The organism is Stenotrophomonas sp. 86156_Sma (assembly GCF_056481625.1).
Map to the genome: position 1 here is coordinate 858,231 of NZ_CM151157.1, position 19,021 is coordinate 877,251.

A 19,021-nucleotide genomic window follows, 5' to 3' on the forward strand; every position below is an offset into this window, starting at 1 on the left:
CAAGTCGATTTTGTTCAGGGAGATCAAGATGCGACGCCTCCATTGCACCCTGCGCGCCCCCTTCGCCTGGCTGACGCTGCTGCTGTTGGCCGTGCCGTTGGCCGCCCTTGCGCAGGACCTGCAGGGCCCGGGCTTCGCCTACTACGAAGCCGGGGATCTCGACGCACCCCGGCCCGGCCCGCGCGCGCCGGCCATGATGCTGATGGGCGGTGGCGAATGGGTGCCGGAGGCCTTTCACTGGTGGCTGAAGCAGGCCGGCAACGGCCGCGTGCTGATCCTGCGCGCATCTGGCAGTGACGAGCTGCAGGACCGCCTGTATCGCGAGATTGGCGGGACCACCGCGGTGCAGACGCTGGTCTTCGACAGCCGCCGCGGCGCCGACGATCCGGCCGTGCTGCGCGTGGTGGCTGCGGCCGATGCCATCTTCATTGCCGGTGGTGACCAGTCGCGCTACATCCGCTTCTGGAAGGGCACCGCGCTCAACCGCGCGCTCAATGCCCATGTGCGCGCCGGCAAGCCGATTGCCGGTACCAGCGCCGGGCTGGCCATCCTCGGTGGCTATGCCTACGGCGCGATGGACGGCGGCAGCATCACCTCCGCCGGTGCGCTGGCCGACCCGATGGGCAGTGCGGTGACCATGGACAGTGGCTTCCTGCAGATGCCCTACCTGCAGCGCGTGGTCACCGACACCCACTTCGACAAGCGCGATCGGCTTGGCCGCCTGATCGTGTTCGTGGCGCGCGCCGCGCAGGACAGTGGCGACCCCGACATCGTCGGCATCGGCGTCGACGAGGACACCGCCCTGTGCGTGGAGCCCGATGGCCAGGCACAGGTCTACAGCGCCGACGGCGAAGGCAAGGTCTGGGTGGTCAGCCCCGGCCGCGATGCCGACCGTCTGGTCGAGGGCGAGCCGCTGCGCTTCCACGCGGTGCCGGTAACGGTGGTCGCCAGCGGCAGCCGCATGCGCCTGGACGATTTCCAGGCCGAGGCCGATTACCAGGCGATGGCCGACGTCAGCGACGGCGAGATTGAGTTCACGCTTCGGTAGTGCCGGCCGCTGGCCGGCAACTCGCCTTCCCTGATGCGCCCCTTGCCGGCCAGCGGCCGGCACTACCCCGCAATCCATTCCCTCGTTCTGCTGGAGACGTACCCGATGAAACTGCGCCTGGCGCTGTCCGCACTGTTGTCCCTGCCCATGCTTGCCCAGGCCGCACCGGCGGCTTCACCGCTGCTGGTCATCCACGGCGGCGCCGGCGTCGAGCGCAAGGACCTGTCGCCGGCCGAGGAAAAGGCCGCACGTGACGCGCTGCGGGCGGCCCTGTTGAAGGGGCATGCGGAGCTGGCGGCGGGTCGCCCCGCGTTGGCTGCAGTCACCGCTGCGATCACCGTCCTGGAGGACGATCCCACCTTCAACGCCGGCAAGGGCGCGGTGTTCACCCATGACGGCCACAACGAGCTGGATGCCGCAGTGATGGACGGGGCCACCCAGGCGGCGGGCGCGGTGGCCGGCGTGCAGCGGGTGCGCAACCCGATCCTGCTGGCGCAGACCGTGATGCAGAAATCCAGGCACGTGATGATGGTGGGGCAGGGCGCCGAAGCCTTCGCGGTCGAGCAGGGGATGTCTCTGGCCGATCCCTCCTACTTCCGTACGGAGAAGCGTTGGCAGCAGCTGCAGCGTGCACTGAAGGAAGAGGCCAGTGGCCAGGCGCATGCCGACCTGGAGACTGCAAAGCACTTCGGGACCGTCGGTGCGGTCGCATTGGATGCGCAGGGGCACCTGGCCGCCGGTACCTCCACTGGTGGCATGACCAACAAGCGCTATGGCCGGGTGGGTGACTCGCCGATCATCGGTGCAGGCACCTGGGCCGATGCGCGCTGTGCGGTGTCCGGCACCGGCTGGGGCGAGTACTACATCCGCACCGCGGCCGCGCACGAGATCTGCGCACGCATGCGCTACCAGGGGCAGACGCCGGAACAGGCCGGCAAGGGCGTGATCAACGAGACGATTCCGCAGATGGGGGGTGACGGCGGTGCGATCGTGCTCGCTGCAGACGGAAAAATGGCCACGCCATTCAACACCCAGGGCATGTATCGGGGCTGGATCGGCGGCGACGGCGTCCCTCATGTCGCAATTTTCGCCAACGAGACCCTTGCGGTCCCGGGGCAATAACCTTGCGTATCAATGGGTTTGCGACAGCGTGTGAAAAAAGTGGAAAAAAGCGTTGACAGCCCCCCGTCCCATCAGCAGAATAAGCGGCTCACCACCACACACCGCAACGCTTCGGCGGCAACGGAATGGGGTGGTAAGGAGGGATACCCAAGCGGCCAACGGGGGCAGACTGTAAATCTGCTGGCTTACGCCTTCGGTGGTTCGAATCCACCTCCCTCCACCAGTTTCACGTTGTGACATTCCCGGCGCGGGAGTAGTTCAATGGTAGAACCTCAGCCTTCCAAGCTGATGGTGCGGGTTCGATTCCCGTCTCCCGCTCCATTGAATGAACTTTGAATATTATCGAGTTCATGTCATAATGCAAAACTCGGCTCACGTAGCTCAGTCGGTAGAGCACTTCCTTGGTAAGGAAGAGGTCGAAGGTTCGATTCCTTTCGTGAGCACCATCTTAAGCATCACCTCTCAGACGAATTCGAGATAAGCAGCCATGGCCAAGGGTAAGTTCGAGCGCACCAAGCCGCACGTCAATGTCGGCACCATCGGTCACGTCGACCACGGCAAGACCACGCTGACCGCCGCACTGACCAAGATCGGTGCCGAGCGCTTCGGTGGCGAGTTCAAGGACTACTCCTCGATCGACGCCGCGCCGGAAGAAAAGGCGCGTGGTATCACGATCTCGACCGCGCACGTCGAATACGAATCCCCGGTCCGTCACTACGCCCACGTCGATTGCCCGGGCCATGCTGACTACGTCAAGAACATGATCACCGGTGCCGCCCAGATGGACGGCGCGATCCTGGTGTGCTCGGCCGCTGACGGCCCGATGCCGCAGACCCGCGAGCACATCCTGCTGTCGCGTCAGGTCGGCGTGCCGTACATCGTCGTGTTCCTGAACAAGGCCGACATGGTTGACGACGCCGAGCTGCTCGAGCTGGTCGAGATGGAAGTGCGCGAGCTGCTGAGCAAGTACGACTTCCCGGGCGACGACACCCCGATCATCGCCGGTTCGGCCCGTCTGGCGCTGGAAGGCGACCAGAGCGACATCGGCGTGCCGGCCATCCTGAAGCTGGTCGATGCCCTGGACAGCTGGATTCCGGAGCCGGAGCGCGCGATCGACAAGCCGTTCCTGATGCCGGTGGAAGACGTGTTCTCGATCTCGGGCCGCGGCACCGTGGTGACCGGTCGTATCGAGCGCGGCGTGATCAAGGTTGGCGACGAAATCGAAATCGTCGGCATCCGTCCGGTGCAGAAGACCACCGTGACCGGCGTTGAAATGTTCCGCAAGCTGCTGGACCAGGGTCAGGCAGGCGACAACGCTGGCCTGCTGCTGCGCGGCACCAAGCGTGACGACGTCGAGCGTGGCCAGGTTCTGGCCAAGCCGGGCTCGATCAAGCCGCACACCAAGTTCGAAGGCGAAGTCTACGTCCTGTCGAAGGACGAGGGCGGCCGTCACACCCCGTTCTTCAACGGCTACCGTCCGCAGTTCTACTTCCGCACCACCGACATCACCGGCGCAGCTGCTCTGCCGGAAGGCGTCGAAATGGTGATGCCGGGTGACAACGTCAAGATGGTCGTCACCCTGATCAACCCGGTGGCAATGGACGAAGGCCTGCGCTTCGCCATCCGCGAAGGCGGCCGTACCGTCGGCGCCGGCGTGGTCTCGAAGATCATCGAGTAAGCCTGCAGTACCGGTGGTTGCATAGCGCCGCCGGTTACGCGAATGGCGGGCCGGGAACCTCGGTCCGCCTTCGCCGTCTAAGGGAAGGCAAGTTTCAACACGTACGCCAGTAGCTCAATTGGCAGAGCAGCGGTCTCCAAAACCGCAGGTTGGGGGTTCGAGTCCCTCCTGGCGTGCCATCTGCCCACCTTATCCAGCGGCCTGGGCCGCTAAAGCAGACACAGCCGGATGAATAGCAAGATCGAACACTCCAAGGACAACTCCGCCAACGGCGGGGATATCGTCAAGTACGTCGCCGCATCGCTGCTGGTGCTGGCCGGTCTGTTCGTCTGGTTCTGGTTCTCCGCCGACTCCGGTCGCGCCACCCAGCTGGGTGCGTGGGCGGGTCAGCTGCGTGCGTTGGCGGTTGTGGTCGGTCTGGTTGGCGGTATCGGCGTGTTCATGCTGACCGGCAAGGGGCGCGACACCCGCGAATTCCTCTCCGAGTCGCGCTTCGAACTGCGCAAGGTGGTCTGGCCGACGCGCCAGGAAGCCATCCGCATGACCTGGGTCGTGATGGTGGTGGTGACCATTCTCAGTCTGTTGCTGGGTGGGTTCGATTACGTCATTCAGTGGCTGGTTCAGTTGTTCCTGAGCCGCTAAGGAGAATTGCATGAAGCGTTGGTACGTCGTTCACGCCTATTCGGGCTTCGAGAAGTCGGTGGCGCAGGCTCTGCGCGATCGCATCGTCCGTGACGGCATGGAAGAGCGCTTCGGCGATGTCCTGGTCCCGACCGAAGAAGTGGTCGAGATGCGCGCTGGCCAGAAGCGCCGCTCCGAGCGCAAGTTCTTCCCGGGTTACGTGCTGGTCCAGATCGAGACCCACGAAGAAGCCGGTATTCCGCGCATCGACAACGAAAGCTGGCACCTGGTCAAGGAAACCCCGCGCGTGATGGGCTTCATCGGCGGCACCGCCGACCGTCCGCTGCCGATCGCCGATTCCGAGGCCGAAGCCATCCTGAATCGCGTTCAGGAAGGTGTCGAGAAGCCGCGTCCGAAGGTGCTGTTCGAGCCGGGCCAGATGGTCCGCGTTACCGACGGCCCGTTCAACGATTTCAATGGCGTCGTCGAAGAAGTCAACTACGAGAAGAGCCGTCTGCGCGTCTCGGTGCTGATCTTCGGTCGTGCCACTCCGGTCGAACTCGAGTTCGGCCAGGTCGAAAAGGCCGTCTGACCTGTCGGTAGAGTCGAGATCCTATGTTCGTGGTCAAGCCTGCTGGAAGCAGGCTTGACCCACCTTCAGCATGGCCGGATCGAAGTCCCGGCCGCTTTTGAAGACACCCCAGGCGATCCTGGCCAGCTTTCTGGCCAGGATGTTGAAGACGGCGGTGCTGGGGTGACCGCGTTTTGACAGCTCGTCGTAGAGCGGTTGCCCCCGACGACACCGCTTGAGCCCCATGGCGGCCATGTAGAGCATCTGGCGCAGCACTGGCGCGCCCTGTTTGGACAGCCGACGCCGTCCCGTTCTGCCGCCAGACTCGTTGGGCCGGGGATCCAGGCCCGTGCAGGCGATCCACGCGTTGGCGTTGGCCAACGGCCAGCGCGTCATGTAGTAGATCAGGTGAGCGGCGACAGCGGGGCCGATACCAGGGATGGTCAACAGGCGCTTGTAGAGCGTGCCATGCTCTCCATCGCGACCCAAGCGCTGCAGTTCGCTTTCCAGCTCGGACAGCGTCCCAGCCAGAGCGCAGAACAGATCTGACAGCTCCCCGGGGGCACTTTTGCTTACCCCGAAGGATTGCTCCAGCCGCGCGCGTGTCTTTACCAGCGTCTGCCGCTTGCGCAGCAAATCGTGCATCTGCTGCTGCTCATCGGTACGCGGTACGTATTCACGCAGGCGATCGTTCTCCTTCTTCACGTATCGGGCGATCGCTTCGGCGTCCATGGCGTCCGTCTTGCCACGCGAGCCCGTCGCCCGGCCGTAGTGCTTGATCAGACGTGGATTGATCACATAGACAACGTGGCCTGCCTGGCCAGCCATCCGAGCCAACAACTCGTAGTACCGCCCCGTCGCCTCCATGCCAATCCGGCATCGCTGGGGCAAGGTGTTGAGCCACTGGGCTATGCCGGCCCGGGTGTTGGCGATCCTGTCGCCGGCCTTGCGGTCGGCCACTGCCGGTACGAACTCCTTGGAGTCCACGTCCACGCCAATATCGAGAGAATCAGACATTTGTACGGCTCCCAGCTATCTTTAAGGGGCTGGGGTGGTACCGCACCGACGTTAGCTTGCCTACATCGACGATCCCCTTTGGGGGCCGTACGATCCTTTATCGACGTTCGTGTGCGGGATGGGGATCGCTCGACTCGTCTGTCGGCTAGTATCCGCAGATGCATGCTTGACGGTCCCTCCACCCTGGCTCCTACATACCGCGTAGGAGCCGGGAGGAACATACAAGCTTGCTCGACTCCAGGCTCCGGATGGCGGTGCAGTCGAGCATGGCTCGACTCTACAAGGGGAACCGGGCTCTGCCCGGTTTCGTCCGTTTATGTGCCGCTTCAGGCATGTGAAGAAAAAACCTGATATAGTGCGCGGCTCCCCGCTGGGAAGCCAGCAGGACGAGGCCGCCGCAAGGTGGCCTTCAGCATGATTTCAAAACGCGATGCCGGGACGCGTGATTCCCGGTCCGATGGGGAGCCTGTTGTCGAAAGGCGCTAGCACCCGGAGAGTACTCACATGGCAAAGAAAGTTGTCGGTTACATCAAGCTGCAGGTGAAGGCCGGTCAGGCCAACCCCTCGCCGCCGGTCGGTCCTGCGCTGGGTCAGCGCGGTCTGAACATCATGGAATTCTGCAAGGCGTTCAACGCTGCCACGCAGAAGCTCGAGCCGGGTCTGCCGGTTCCGGTGATCATCACGGCCTACTCGGACCGTACGTTCACCTTCATCACCAAGAGCACCCCGGCCACCACTCTGCTGAAGAAGGCCGCTGGCATCTCGTCGGGCTCCAAGCGCCCGAACACCGAGAAGGTCGGCAAGGTCACCCGTAAGCAGCTGGAAGAGATCGCCAAGGCGAAGGAACCGGATCTGACTGCCGCCGATCTGGACGCCGCCGTGCGTACCATCGCTGGCTCTGCCCGTTCCATGGGCCTCGTGGTGGAGGGTTAATAAGATGGCACAGACCAAGCGTGAGAAGGCCATCAAGGCCGCCGTCGTTCCGGGCAAGGCATCCGCCTTCGAGGACGCGATCAACATCCTGAAGAGCGCCACCAAGGCCAAGTTCGTCGAGTCGATCGACGTCGCTGTGCGCCTGGGCGTCGATGCGAAGAAGTCCGACCAGCAGGTCCGTGGCTCCACCGTGCTGCCGGCCGGTACCGGCAAGTCGGTCCGCGTCGCCGTGTTCGCTCCGGCCGGTGCCAAGGCTGACGAAGCCCTGGCCGCTGGCGCCGAAGCCGTCGGTATGGATGATCTGGCCGAGAAGATGCAGGCCGGCGATCTGAACTACGACGTCGTCATCGCGACCCCGGACGCCATGCGCGTCGTCGGTAAGCTGGGCACCGTGCTGGGCCCGCGCGGCCTGATGCCGAACCCGAAGGTCGGCACCGTTTCCCCGAACCCGGGTGAAGCCGTGAAGAACGCCAAGTCGGGTCAGGTCCGTTACCGCACCGACAAGGCTGGCATCATCCACTGCACCATCGGCAAGGCCGACTTCGCCGAAGACGCGCTGAAGTCGAACCTGACCGCGCTGCTGCTGGACCTGATCAAGGCCAAGCCGGCCACCTCGAAGGGCACCTACCTGCAGAAGGTTTCGGTCAGCTCGACGATGGGCCCGGGCGTCACCGTCGACCAGTCGTCGCTGACCCTGAAGTAATTGTTTCAAGCGGTCACGGTACCTTCGGTGCCGTGACCGTGACATTTGAAGGCATCGCTGGCCGTACATCGCCCGCGGTAGCCGTCAAAGACCGCAGGCGCGGTCGTGGCAATACCGGCGACGGGCACGGAAGCTCGATCTGGCAAGGAGTCGCCGCCGGAGCAGTCATGAGCGCTTAATCGATTCCCCGGAATCACCCTGCGTAGATGGTGCCCTTCTGGAGTTTTTCTGGTTCACGCACGTCTGGGTTTCCCAGGTTGGCCCACTCCAGGTCTAGAACGGCCCACCCCCGGAACATCATCCCGATGTTCCCGGCGTCCAGGACGGATGCCGCACAGGACCGCACACGGCAGGAGCCGTAAGCGGAGTTCAATAGGAGGAGTGCAATGGCTCTCAATCTGTCCCAGAAGCAAGAAGTAGTCGCCGAGCTGGCAGACGTCGCCGCCAAGGCCCACTCCTTGATCGCAGCCGAATACGCTGGCACCACGGTCGCCCAGATGACCGCGATGCGCAAGCAGGCTCGTGAAACCGGTGTTTTCTTGAAGGTTGTCAAGAACACCCTGGCTTCGCGCGCCGTTGAAGGCACCGAGTTCGCAGTCGCCCAGGACCAGATGGTTGGTCCGCTGCTGTACGCGTTCTCGCTCGAGGAGCCCGGCGCTGCCGGTCGCCTGATCAAGGAAGCCGCCAAGGGCAACGACAAGCTGAAGGCTAAGGTCGTCGCCATCGGTGGCGAAGTGTTCCCGGCAAGCCACGTCGAAGTGCTGGCCTCGCTGCCGACCCGCGACCAGGCCCTGGCCATGCTGGCCCGCGTCCTGACCGAGCCGGTCACGATGTTTGCCCGCGCCATCAAGGCCGTTGGCGAGAAGCAGGGTGGTGGCGACGTCGCCGCCGACGCTGCCGAGCCGGCCGCCGAGACCGCCTGAGTTTCGACTTACCGTGGTTCCTGACGGAACCTCAACCCAGAAAATCATCCAAAGGTATTAATCATGTCCCTTACCAACGAACAGATCGTCGACGCCATCGCCGAGAAGTCCCTGATGGAAGTGATGGAGCTGGTCAAGGCCATCGAAGAGAAGTTCGGCGTCTCCGCCGCTGCTCCGGTTGCCGTGGCTGCTGCTGCTGGCCCGGCCGCTGCTGTTGAAGAGCAGACCGAGTTCACCGTCACCCTGAAGTCGGCCGGCGACAAGAAGGTCGAAGTCATCAAGGCCGTCCGCGCCATCACCGGCCTGGGCCTGAAGGAAGCGAAGGACCTGGCCGAAGCCGGTGGCGTCCTGAAGGAAGGCGCTTCGAAGGACGACGCCGAGAAGATGAAGAAGGACCTGGAAGCTGCTGGCGCGACTGTCGAAGTCAAGTAAGCAGTTACCTTGCATCGTCACCGATTCACGGCGATGCAGCCAAGGCTGGGGGCGTAAGCCCCCGGCCTTTGGTCGTTGTTGCAGTACCGGTAGGGTCGACTGTTGGTCGACTGTTTCAAAAGCAGAAAAAGCCCAACACGGGCTGCGGTCAGACCCCGGCAGGCCAGCGCAGAGCGCGGCAGCGGGGGAGTGGATGCAGACGAGTTGGCAGTTGGAAGTAGCGGGAGAAGGCGTGCTGGTGCCGGCAATACCAGCGACTTCCAACTGACAATTTCAAGTTCCCTTCGGATCGTGGGCGCACGATCCGCACAACAAGGTGGAAGACCTCATGACGTCCTATTCGTTCACCGAAAAAAAGCGTATCCGCAAGGATTTCGGCAAGCAGCGCTCGATTCTCGAAGTGCCGTTCCTGCTCGCCATCCAGGTGGATTCCTATCGTGAATTCCTGCAGGAAAACGTCGATCCGGCCAAGCGCACGGACCACGGCCTGCACGCTGCGCTGAAGTCGGTCTTCCCGATCGCCAGCTACAGCGGCAATGCTGCCCTGGAATACGTCGGCTACAAGCTGGGCGAACCGGTCTTCGACGAGCGTGAGTGCCGCCAGCGTGGCATGAGCTACGGCGCCCCGCTGCGCGTGACCGTGCGCCTGGTGATCTACGACCGTGAGTCGTCGACCAAGGCCATCAAGTACGTGAAGGAGCAGGAGGTCTATCTGGGCGAAATCCCGCTGATGACCGAGAACGGCACCTTCATCGTCAACGGCACCGAGCGCGTCATCGTCTCGCAGCTGCACCGTTCGCCGGGCGTATTCTTCGACCACGACCGTGGCAAGACCCACAGCTCGGGCAAGCTGCTGTACAGCGCCCGCATCATTCCTTACCGCGGTTCCTGGCTGGACTTCGAGTTCGACCCGAAGGACGCGCTGTTCACCCGTATCGACCGCCGCCGCAAGCTGCCGGTGTCGATCCTGCTGCGCGCGCTCGGCTACAGCAACGAAGAGATGCTGGCCGAGTTCTTCGAGATCAACACCTTCCACATCAACCCGGATGAAGGCGTCCAGCTGGAGCTGGTGCCGGAGCGCCTGCGTGGCGAAACCCTGGGCTTCGACCTCGCCGACGGCGACAAGGTCATCGTGGAAGCCGGCAAGCGCATCACCGCGCGCCACATCAAGCAGCTGGAAGCCTCGGGCATCGCCGCCCTGGCCGTGCCGGACGACTACATCGTCGGCCGCATCCTGTCGCACGACGTGGTCGATGCTTCGACCGGCGAACTGCTGGCCCAGGCCAATGACGAGATCACCGACGAGCAGCTGCAGGCCTTCCGCAAGGCCGGTGTGGATGCCGTGGGCACCCTGTGGGTGAACGATCTGGATCGTGGCCCGTACCTGTCCAACACCCTGCGCATCGACCCGACCAAGACCCAGCTGGAAGCCCTGGTCGAGATCTACCGCATGATGCGTCCGGGCGAGCCGCCGACCAAGGATGCCGCGCAGAACCTGTTCCACAACCTGTTCTTCACCTTCGAGCGCTACGACCTGTCCGCGGTCGGCCGCATGAAGTTCAACCGTCGCGTGGGCCGCAAGGAAACCACCGGCGAAGCCGTGCTGTACGACCGCAAGTACTACGGTGAGCGCAACGACGAAGAGTCCAAGCGCCTGGTTGCCGCCCATGGCGACAGCTCCGACATCCTGGACGTGATCAAGGTCCTGACCGAGATCCGCAACGGTCGCGGCGTGGTCGATGACATCGATCACCTGGGCAACCGTCGCGTGCGTTCGGTCGGCGAAATGGCCGAGAACGTGTTCCGCGTGGGCCTGGTCCGCGTCGAGCGCGCGGTCAAGGAGCGCCTGTCGATGGCCGAGTCGGAAGGCCTGACCCCGCAGGAGCTGATCAACGCCAAGCCGGTCGCCGCTGCCATCAAGGAGTTCTTCGGCTCCTCGCAGCTGTCGCAGTTCATGGACCAGAACAACCCGCTGTCGGAAGTGACCCACAAGCGTCGCGTCTCGGCCCTGGGCCCGGGCGGCCTGACCCGTGAGCGCGCCGGCTTCGAAGTGCGCGACGTGCACCCGACCCATTACGGCCGCGTCTGCACCATCGAAACCCCGGAAGGCCCGAACATCGGCCTGATCAACTCGCTGGCCGTGTACGCCCGCACCAACCAGTACGGTTTCCTCGAGACCCCGTACCGCAAGGTCGTGGACGGCAAGGTCTATGACGAAGTCGAGTTCCTGTCGGCCATCGAAGAAAACGAGTACGTCATTGCGCAGGCCAACGCCCTGACCAATGCCGACAGCGTGCTGACCGAGCAGTTCGTTCCGTGCCGCTTCCAGGGCGAGTCGCTGCTGAAGCCGCCGGCGGAAGTCCACTTCATGGACGTCTCGCCGATGCAGACCGTGTCGATCGCGGCCGCGCTGGTTCCGTTCCTGGAGCACGATGACGCCAACCGCGCACTGATGGGCGCCAACATGCAGCGTCAGGCCGTGCCGACCCTGCGTGCGCAGAAGCCGCTGGTCGGTACCGGCATCGAGCGCGCCGTGGCGCGTGACTCCGGTGTGACCGTGAACGCCCGTCGTGGTGGCGAGATCGTGCAGATCGACGCGGCCCGCATCGTGGTCAAGGTCAACGAGGAAGAGATCGTTGGCGCCACCGACGCAGGCGTGGACATCTACAACCTGGTCAAGTACACCCGTTCGAACCAGAACACCTGCATCAACCAGCGTCCGCTGGTCCAGGTGGGTGACGTCATCGCCCGCGGCGACGTGCTGGCCGACGGTCCGTCCACCGACATCGGCGAACTGGCCCTGGGCCAGAACATGCTGATCGCGTTCATGCCGTGGAACGGCTACAACTTCGAAGACTCCATCCTGCTCTCCGAGCGCGTGGTGGAAGAGGATCGTTACACCACGATCCACATCGAAGAGCTGACCTGCGTCGCGCGTGACACCAAGCTGGGGCCGGAGGAAATCTCGGCCGATATCCCGAACGTTTCCGAGCAGGCGCTGAACCGCCTGGACGAAAGCGGCGTGGTGTACATCGGTGCCGAAGTCCGCGCCGGCGACATCATGGTCGGCAAGGTCACCCCGAAGGGCGAAAGCCAGCTGACCCCGGAAGAGAAGCTGCTGCGCGCGATCTTCGGCGAGAAGGCGTCGGACGTGAAGGACAGCTCGCTGCGCGTGCCGCCGGGCATGGACGGCACCGTCATCGACGTGCAGGTCTTCACCCGCGACGGCATCGAGAAGGACAAGCGCGCCCGTCAGATCGAAGAGTCTGAAATCAAGCGCGTCAAGAAGGACTTCGACGACCAGTTCCGCATCCTGGAAGCCGCCATCTACATGCGTCTGCGTTCGCAGATCGTGGGCAAGGTGGTCAACGGTGGCGCTGGCCTGAAGAAGGGCGACGTCATCAGCGACGCCTTCCTGGACGGCCTGAAGAAGGCTGACTGGTTCGCCCTGCGCATGAAGGACGAGGACGCCTCGGAAGCCATCGAGCGCGCCCAGAAGCAGATCCAGGCGCACGAGAAGGAATTCGAGCGTCGCTTCGCCGACAAGCGCGGCAAGATCACCGCCGGTGACGACCTCGCCCCGGGCGTGCTGAAGATGGTCAAGGTGTTCCTGGCCGTGAAGCGCCGCATCCAGCCGGGCGACAAGATGGCAGGCCGCCACGGCAACAAGGGTGTGGTCTCCAACGTGGTGCCGGTCGAGGACATGCCGTACATGGCCTCGGGCGAAACCGTGGACATCGTGCTGAACCCGCTGGGCGTGCCGTCGCGTATGAACATCGGCCAGATCCTGGAAGTGCATCTGGGCTGGGCTGCCAAGGGCCTGGGCCGCAAGATCCAGGCGATGATGGAAGCCCAGGCGGCGGTTGCCGACCTGCGCAAGTTCCTGGACGACATCTACAACCACGACGACACCAACGTGGCCAACCGTGTCGACCTGTCGCAGTTCAGCGACGAGGAACTGCTGCGTCTGGCCCGTAACCTGACCGACGGCGTGCCGATGGCCACCCCGGTGTTCGACGGCGCCACCGAAGCGGAAATCAAGCGCATGCTGGAACTGGCCGACCTGCCGAGCAGTGGCCAGACCCAGCTGTACGACGGCCGCACCGGTGAAGCGTTCGATCGCCACACCACCGTGGGTTACATGCACTACCTGAAGCTGAACCACCTGGTCGACGACAAGATGCACGCCCGTTCGACCGGTCCGTACTCGCTCGTCACCCAGCAGCCGCTGGGCGGCAAGGCGCAGTTCGGCGGCCAGCGCTTCGGTGAAATGGAAGTCTGGGCGCTGGAAGCCTACGGCGCGGCCTACACCCTGCAGGAAATGCTGACGGTGAAGTCCGATGACGTGCAGGGCCGCAACCAGATGTACAAGAACATCGTCGACGGTGAGCACGAGATGGTCGCGGGCATGCCGGAATCCTTCAACGTGCTCGTGAAGGAAATCCGCTCGCTGGCCATCAACATGGAACTGGAAGACAACTGATCCATGCCGGCGCGGCGGTCAACGCCGCCGCGCCGCTGGCAGTGAACTGAAAGCCCATCGACACAGCATTCCTCCTTCTGGAGAACACCATGAAAGACCTGCTCAACCTCTTCAACCAGCAGCGCCAGACGCTGGACTTCGACGCGATCAAGATCGCGCTGGCTTCGCCGGACCTGATCCGTTCGTGGTCCTTCGGCGAAGTGAAGAAGCCGGAAACCATCAACTACCGTACCTTCAAGCCGGAACGCGACGGCCTGTTCTGTGCCGCCATCTTCGGCCCGGTGAAGGACTACGAGTGCCTGTGCGGCAAGTACAAGCGCATGAAGCACCGCGGCGTGGTCTGCGAAAAGTGCGGTACCGAAGTGACCCTGGCCAAGGTGCGCCGCGAGCGCATGGGCCACATCGACCTGGCCTCGCCGGTCGCGCACATCTGGTTCCTGAAGTCGCTGCCGTCGCGCATCGGCCTGATGCTGGACATGACCCTGCGCGACATCGAGCGCGTGCTGTACTTCGAAGCCTACGTGGTGACCGAGCCGGGCCTGACCGCCCTGGAGCGCCGCCAGCTGCTGACCGAGGAACAGTACCTGCAGGCCCGCCAGGAGCACGGTGACGACTTCGACGCCGCCATGGGCGCCGAGGCCGTGTACGAACTGCTGCGCACGATCGACCTGCAGTCGGAAATGACCCGCCTGCGCGAGGAAATCGCCGCTACCGGTTCGGAAACCAAGCTCAAGCGCCTCACCAAGCGCATCAAGCTGATCGAAGCCTTCCTGGAATCGGGCAACCGTCCGGAATGGATGGTCATGACCGTGCTGCCGGTGCTGCCGCCGGACCTGCGTCCGCTGGTCCCGCTGGATGGCGGCCGCTTCGCGACCTCCGACCTGAACGACCTGTACCGCCGCGTCATCAACCGCAACAACCGCCTGCGCCGCCTGCTCGAACTGAGCGCGCCGGACATCATCGTGCGCAATGAAAAGCGCATGCTGCAGGAGTCGGTCGATGCGCTGCTGGACAACGGCCGTCGTGGCCGTGCCATCACCGGCACCAACAAGCGCCCGCTGAAGTCGCTGGCCGACATGATCAAGGGCAAGCAGGGCCGCTTCCGCCAGAACCTGCTCGGCAAGCGCGTCGACTACTCGGGCCGTTCGGTCATCGTGGTCGGTCCGTACCTGCGCCTGCACCAGTGCGGCCTGCCGAAGAAGATGGCGCTGGAGCTGTTCAAGCCGTTCGTCTTCGCCAAGCTGCAGCGTCGTGGCCTGGCCACCACCATCAAGGCCGCCAAGAAGCTGGTCGAGCGCGAAGAAGCCGAAGTCTGGGACATCCTGGAAGAGGTCATCCGCGAGCATCCGGTGATGCTGAACCGTGCGCCGACCCTGCACCGTCTGGGCATCCAGGCGTTCGAGCCGGTGCTGATCGAAGGCAAGGCCATCCAGCTGCACCCGCTGGTCTGCACCGCGTTCAACGCCGACTTCGACGGTGACCAGATGGCCGTCCACGTGCCGCTCTCGCTGGAAGCCCAGCTGGAAGCGCGTGCGCTGATGATGTCGACCAACAACATCCTGTCGCCGGCCAACGGCGAGCCGATCATCGTGCCGTCGCAGGACGTCGTGCTGGGTCTGTACTACATGACCCGCTCGCTGGAAAACAAGAAGGGCGAGGGCATGGCCTTCGCCAACATCGCCGAAGTGAAGCGTGCCTACGACAACCGCGTGGTGGAACTGCACGCGCGCGTCAAGGTCCGCATCACCGAGGTGGTGACCGACGAAGACGGTGTGAAGCAGAACAAGACCTCGATCGTGGACACCACGATCGGTCGCGCCCTGCTGGCTGAAATCCTGCCGGAAGGCCTGCCGTTCGCGCTGGCCAACACCGAGCTGACCAAGAAGAACATCAGCCGCCTGATCAACTCCAGCTACCGCCAGCTGGGCCTGAAGGACACGGTCGTGTTCGCCGACAAGCTGATGTACACCGGCTTCGCCTACGCGACCCGCGCCGGCGTCTCCATCGGCATCGATGACATGCTGATCCCGGACGAGAAGAAGGGCATCCTCACCGAGGCCGAAGCCGAAGTGCTGGAAATCCAGGAGCAGTACCAGTCGGGCCTGGTCACCGCCGGCGAGCGCTACAACAAGGTGGTCGACATCTGGTCGCGCACCAACGAGCGCATCGCCAAGGCGATGATGGACACCATCGGTACCGAAAAGGTCGTCAATGCCAAGGGTGAGACCATCGACCAGAAGTCGATGAACTCGCTGTACATCATGGCCGACTCCGGTGCGCGTGGTTCGCAGGCGCAGATCCGTCAGCTGGCCGGTATGCGTGGCCTGATGGCGCGTCCGGACGGCTCGATCATCGAGACGCCCATCAAGGCGAACTTCCGTGAAGGCCTGAACGTGCAGGAGTACTTCAACTCCACCCACGGTGCCCGTAAGGGTCTGGCCGATACCGCGCTGAAGACCGCGAACTCGGGTTACCTGACCCGTCGTCTGGTCGACGTCGCGCAGGACGTGGTGATCACCGAGGTGGATTGCGGTACCACCGAAGGCCTGATCATGACCCCGATCGTGGAAGGCGGCGACGTGGTCGAGCCGCTGAAGGACCGCGTGCTGGGTCGCGTGGTTGCCGAGGACGTGTTCCTGCCGGGCAACGACGAAGATCCGATCGTCACCCGCAACACCCTGCTGGACGAAGCCTGGGTTGCCAAGCTGGAAGATGCCGGCGTGCAGACCATCAAGGTCCGCTCGACCATCTCCTGCGAATCGGCCTTCGGCGTCTGCTCGCGCTGCTACGGCCGCGACCTGGCCCGTGGCCACCTGGTCAACATCGGTGAAGCGGTCGGCGTCATCGCCGCGCAGTCCATCGGTGAGCCGGGTACCCAGCTGACCATGCGTACGTTCCACATCGGTGGTGCGGCGTCGCGAGCTGCTGCGGTCGACAACATCACCGTCAAGACCACCGGCTCGGTCAAGTTCAGCAACCTCAAGTCGGTCGAGCACGCCAATGGCTCGCTGGTGGCAGTGTCGCGCTCGGGCGAAATCTCGGTGCTCGATGCCCACGGCCGTGAGCGTGAGCGTTACAAGCTGCCGTACGGTGCGACCATCACGTCCAAGGACGGTGATGCGATCAAGGCTGGCCAGACCGTGGCCAACTGGGATCCGCATAACCACCCGATCGTGTCGGAAGTGGCCGGCTTCATCCGCTTCATCGACTTCGTCGACGGCATCACCGTCATCGAGAAGACCGACGAGCTGACGGGCCTCGCTTCGCGCGAAATCACCGATCCGAAGCGTCGTGGTACCCAGGCCAAGGACCTGCGCCCGATCGTGCGCATCGTTGATGCCAAGGGCAACGACCTGTCGATCCCGGGCACCGACCTGCCGGCGCAGTACCTGCTGCCGCCGCGTTCGATCGTCAACCTGCAGGATGGCGCCCCGGTGGGCGTGGGTGACGTGGTTGCCAAGATCCCGCAGGAAGCGTCGAAGACCCGCGACATCACTGGTGGTCTGCCGCGCGTGGCCGACCTGTTCGAAGCGCGCAAGCCGAAGGATCCGGCGGTGCTGGCCGAGCGTTCGGGCATCATCAGCTTCGGCAAGGACACCAAGGGCAAGCAGCGCCTGATCATCAAGGACACCGATGGTTCGGAGCACGAAGAGCTGATCCCGAAGTACCGCCAGGTCATCGTGTTCGAAGGCGAGCATGTCACCAAGGGTGAAACCATCGTGGACGGCGAGCCGAGCCCGCAGGACATCCTGCGTCTGCTGGGTGTCGAACCGCTGGCGGCCTACCTGGTGAAGGAAATCCAGGACGTGTACCGCCTGCAGGGCGTAAAGATCAACGACAAGCACATCGAGGTGATCACCCGCCAGATGCTGCGCAAGGTCGAGATCACCGACCAGGGCAGCAGCAAGTTCCTGAACGGCGAACAGGTGGAGCGTCAGCGTGTTATCGAGGAGAATGCGCGCCTGTCGACCCGCAACGAGCTGCCGGCGCACTTCGATCCGGTCCTGCTGGGTATCACCAAGGCCTCGCTGGCGACCGAATCGTTCATCTCGGCCGCGTCGTTCCAGGAAACCACCCGCGTGCTGACCGAAGCGGCCGTCCGCGGCACCTCGGACAACCTGCGTGGCCTGAAGGAAAACGTCATCGTGGGCCGCCTGATTCCGGCCGGTACCGGCCTGGCGTACCACAGCAACCGCCGTCGCGGCGCTTCCGGTCTCACCGAGTCGGAAATGCAGACCCTGGCCGGCACCCCGGCTGCGGTCGAGGCACCGGTGGTTGAAGCCGAAGCTGAACAGGCCTCGGGCGAAGAATGAGGTATCCGGTCCGGCCGCTAGGCCGGACCACCCCATCGGTCCATCGATGGGATTGGGAAAGGGCAGGGGAGATCGTCCGCGATCGACCCGGCCAACCTGAACGGGGTACATGGAGGCCCCCCAGTAACGTTCCGGGATCAGGAACGGGCTTGACAGGAGGCGTTTGACTGCTTTCCTGGCAGGTTGCTACAATCGTCTGTCTCAGCAGGCCAGAATTTTGGCCTGCTTTAACATTTCCGCATCTCTGGTCGGATTTTCCGGCCACCAATCAGAAGAACCTACTGATGGCGACGATCAACCAGCTGGTCCGCAAGCCGCGGCAAGCGACCACCTACAAGAGTGCCTCGCCGGCGCTCGACAAGTGCCCGCAGCGCCGTGGCGTCTGCACCCGTGTCTACACCACCACTCCGAAGAAGCCGAACTCGGCTCTGCGCAAGGTTGCCAAGGTCCGCCTGACCAACCAGGAAGAAGTGATTTCCTACATCGGTGGTGAAGGCCACAACCTGCAGGAGCACTCCGTGGTCCTGATCCGCGGCGGTCGCGTCAAGGACCTGCCGGGTGTGCGTTACCACACCGTTCGTGGCTCGCTCGACGCCGCCGGCGTTGCCAAGCGTCGCCAGGCCCGTTCCAAGTACGGCGCCAAGCGTCCGAAGGCATAAGGAGAGAGCACTATGTCGCGTAAGGGTAATACTCCGCAGCGTTCCGTCCTGCCCGATCCGAAGCACGGAAGCGAAACCATCGCCCGCTTCATCAACATGGTCATGCAGAGCGGCAAGAAGTCCGTCGCCGAAAAGATCGTGTATGGCGCCATGGACGTGATCACCGAGAAGAACAGCAGCGCCAACGCCATTGAACTGGTGCAGAAGGCTCTGGACAACGTCGCTCCGGCGGTCGAAGTCAAGTCGCGCCGCGTCGGTGGTGCCACCTACCAGGTGCCGGTCGAAGTGCGTTCGTCGCGCAAGATGGCCCTGGCCATGCGCTGGCTGATCGACTCCGCGCGCAAGCGTGGTGAGAACACCATGCCGAAGAAGCTGGCTGCTGAACTGATCGACGCCTCGGAAAATCGTGGCGGCGCCATCAAGAAGCGCGAAGAAACCCACCGCATGGCCGAAGCCAACAAGGCATTCGCCCACTACCGCTGGTGAGTTTGACGGCCTTGTAAAACAGGCAGGGCAGC

Annotated in this window: 14 protein-coding genes and 4 tRNA genes; 17 read left to right on the plus strand and 1 reads right to left on the minus strand. The window is 63.8% G+C overall.

Going from position 1 to position 19,021, the window contains the following annotated elements:
* The first annotated feature begins 28 nt into the window (after positions 1-28).
* From ACZK33_RS03850 to nusG, 9 genes are all read left to right on the plus strand, one after another.
* The gene (locus ACZK33_RS03850) at positions 29-1,048 is read left to right on the plus strand and encodes a cyanophycinase (RefSeq protein WP_423175673.1); all 1,020 of its coding nucleotides are present in this window, start codon (positions 29-31) and stop codon (positions 1,046-1,048) included.
* A 105-nt stretch (positions 1,049-1,153) separates the two neighbouring features.
* On the plus strand, positions 1,154-2,170 hold the full coding sequence (locus tag ACZK33_RS03855) for an isoaspartyl peptidase/L-asparaginase family protein (protein ID WP_423175674.1): 1,017 nt from the start codon (positions 1,154-1,156) through the stop codon (positions 2,168-2,170).
* A gap of 137 nt (positions 2,171-2,307) precedes the next feature.
* Positions 2,308-2,393, plus strand: a tRNA-Tyr gene (locus tag ACZK33_RS03860).
* 24 nt (positions 2,394-2,417) lie between these two features.
* Positions 2,418-2,491 (plus strand) — tRNA-Gly (locus ACZK33_RS03865).
* Between the two features lie 49 nt (positions 2,492-2,540).
* Positions 2,541-2,616 (plus strand) — tRNA-Thr (locus ACZK33_RS03870).
* A gap of 41 nt (positions 2,617-2,657) precedes the next feature.
* The gene (gene tuf / locus ACZK33_RS03875) at positions 2,658-3,848 is read left to right on the plus strand and encodes an elongation factor Tu (RefSeq protein WP_004154360.1); all 1,191 of its coding nucleotides are present in this window, start codon (positions 2,658-2,660) and stop codon (positions 3,846-3,848) included.
* A gap of 103 nt (positions 3,849-3,951) precedes the next feature.
* Positions 3,952-4,027, plus strand: a tRNA-Trp gene (locus ACZK33_RS03880).
* 49 nt (positions 4,028-4,076) lie between these two features.
* A complete protein-coding gene (gene secE / locus ACZK33_RS03885; protein WP_005408202.1) occupies positions 4,077-4,490 on the plus strand; it encodes a preprotein translocase subunit SecE in 414 nt (137 codons plus the stop codon).
* A 10-nt stretch (positions 4,491-4,500) separates the two neighbouring features.
* Complete coding sequence (nusG, locus tag ACZK33_RS03890; protein WP_004154362.1) at positions 4,501-5,061, plus strand: transcription termination/antitermination protein NusG; 561 nt, start codon at positions 4,501-4,503, stop codon at positions 5,059-5,061.
* 33 nt (positions 5,062-5,094) lie between these two features.
* Here nusG and ACZK33_RS03895 read toward each other — a convergent pair whose 3' ends face one another.
* Complete coding sequence (locus tag ACZK33_RS03895) at positions 5,095-6,000, minus strand: IS110 family transposase (RefSeq protein ID WP_478453963.1); 906 nt, start codon at positions 5,998-6,000, stop codon at positions 5,095-5,097.
* Between the two features lie 561 nt (positions 6,001-6,561).
* On the opposite strand from ACZK33_RS03895, the gene rplK reads away from it, so the two are divergent.
* The 8 genes from rplK to rpsG all read left to right on the plus strand — a co-directional run bounded on the left by rplK (position 6,562) and on the right by rpsG (position 18,989).
* On the plus strand, positions 6,562-6,990 hold the full coding sequence (rplK, locus tag ACZK33_RS03900; RefSeq protein ID WP_004145248.1) for a 50S ribosomal protein L11: 429 nt from the start codon (positions 6,562-6,564) through the stop codon (positions 6,988-6,990).
* Positions 6,991-6,994: 4 nt separating this feature from the next.
* Complete coding sequence (gene rplA / locus ACZK33_RS03905) at positions 6,995-7,693, plus strand: 50S ribosomal protein L1 (protein ID WP_478454132.1); 699 nt, start codon at positions 6,995-6,997, stop codon at positions 7,691-7,693.
* Positions 7,694-8,079: 386 nt separating this feature from the next.
* Complete coding sequence (gene rplJ, locus ACZK33_RS03910; protein ID WP_010480377.1) at positions 8,080-8,616, plus strand: 50S ribosomal protein L10; 537 nt, start codon at positions 8,080-8,082, stop codon at positions 8,614-8,616.
* A gap of 63 nt (positions 8,617-8,679) precedes the next feature.
* Positions 8,680-9,048, plus strand: a complete 369-nt coding sequence (gene rplL / locus ACZK33_RS03915; protein ID WP_010480374.1) for a 50S ribosomal protein L7/L12 — start codon at positions 8,680-8,682, stop codon at positions 9,046-9,048.
* Between the two features lie 328 nt (positions 9,049-9,376).
* The gene (gene rpoB / locus ACZK33_RS03920) at positions 9,377-13,531 is read left to right on the plus strand and encodes a DNA-directed RNA polymerase subunit beta (RefSeq protein ID WP_049401089.1); all 4,155 of its coding nucleotides are present in this window, start codon (positions 9,377-9,379) and stop codon (positions 13,529-13,531) included.
* Positions 13,532-13,620: 89 nt separating this feature from the next.
* Positions 13,621-17,844, plus strand: coding sequence for a DNA-directed RNA polymerase subunit beta' (gene rpoC, locus ACZK33_RS03925; protein ID WP_049446767.1), 4,224 nt, complete (start codon positions 13,621-13,623; stop codon positions 17,842-17,844).
* Between the two features lie 284 nt (positions 17,845-18,128).
* Positions 18,129-18,503, plus strand: a complete 375-nt coding sequence (gene rpsL, locus ACZK33_RS03930) for a 30S ribosomal protein S12 (protein WP_004145320.1) — start codon at positions 18,129-18,131, stop codon at positions 18,501-18,503.
* A 12-nt stretch (positions 18,504-18,515) separates the two neighbouring features.
* Positions 18,516-18,989, plus strand: coding sequence for a 30S ribosomal protein S7 (gene rpsG / locus ACZK33_RS03935; protein WP_004145321.1), 474 nt, complete (start codon positions 18,516-18,518; stop codon positions 18,987-18,989).
* Positions 18,990-19,021 lie beyond the last annotated feature (32 nt).

Excerpts from the sequence above, each read along its gene's own strand:
- ACZK33_RS03850 (WP_423175673.1), top strand. The coding sequence starts at position 29 with ATGCGACGCCTCCATTGCACCCTGCGCGCCCCCTTCGCCTGGCTGACG.
- ACZK33_RS03855 (WP_423175674.1), top strand. The coding sequence starts at position 1,154 with ATGAAACTGCGCCTGGCGCTGTCCGCACTGTTGTCCCTGCCCATGCTT.
- tuf (WP_004154360.1), top strand. The coding sequence starts at position 2,658 with ATGGCCAAGGGTAAGTTCGAGCGCACCAAGCCGCACGTCAATGTCGGC.
- secE (WP_005408202.1), top strand. The coding sequence starts at position 4,077 with ATGAATAGCAAGATCGAACACTCCAAGGACAACTCCGCCAACGGCGGG.
- nusG (WP_004154362.1), top strand. The coding sequence starts at position 4,501 with ATGAAGCGTTGGTACGTCGTTCACGCCTATTCGGGCTTCGAGAAGTCG.
- rplK (WP_004145248.1), top strand. The coding sequence starts at position 6,562 with ATGGCAAAGAAAGTTGTCGGTTACATCAAGCTGCAGGTGAAGGCCGGT.
- rplA (WP_478454132.1), top strand. The coding sequence starts at position 6,995 with ATGGCACAGACCAAGCGTGAGAAGGCCATCAAGGCCGCCGTCGTTCCG.
- rplJ (WP_010480377.1), top strand. The coding sequence starts at position 8,080 with ATGGCTCTCAATCTGTCCCAGAAGCAAGAAGTAGTCGCCGAGCTGGCA.
- rplL (WP_010480374.1), top strand. The coding sequence starts at position 8,680 with ATGTCCCTTACCAACGAACAGATCGTCGACGCCATCGCCGAGAAGTCC.
- rpoB (WP_049401089.1), top strand. The coding sequence starts at position 9,377 with ATGACGTCCTATTCGTTCACCGAAAAAAAGCGTATCCGCAAGGATTTC.
- rpoC (WP_049446767.1), top strand. The coding sequence starts at position 13,621 with ATGAAAGACCTGCTCAACCTCTTCAACCAGCAGCGCCAGACGCTGGAC.
- rpsL (WP_004145320.1), top strand. The coding sequence starts at position 18,129 with ATGGCGACGATCAACCAGCTGGTCCGCAAGCCGCGGCAAGCGACCACC.
- rpsG (WP_004145321.1), top strand. The coding sequence starts at position 18,516 with ATGTCGCGTAAGGGTAATACTCCGCAGCGTTCCGTCCTGCCCGATCCG.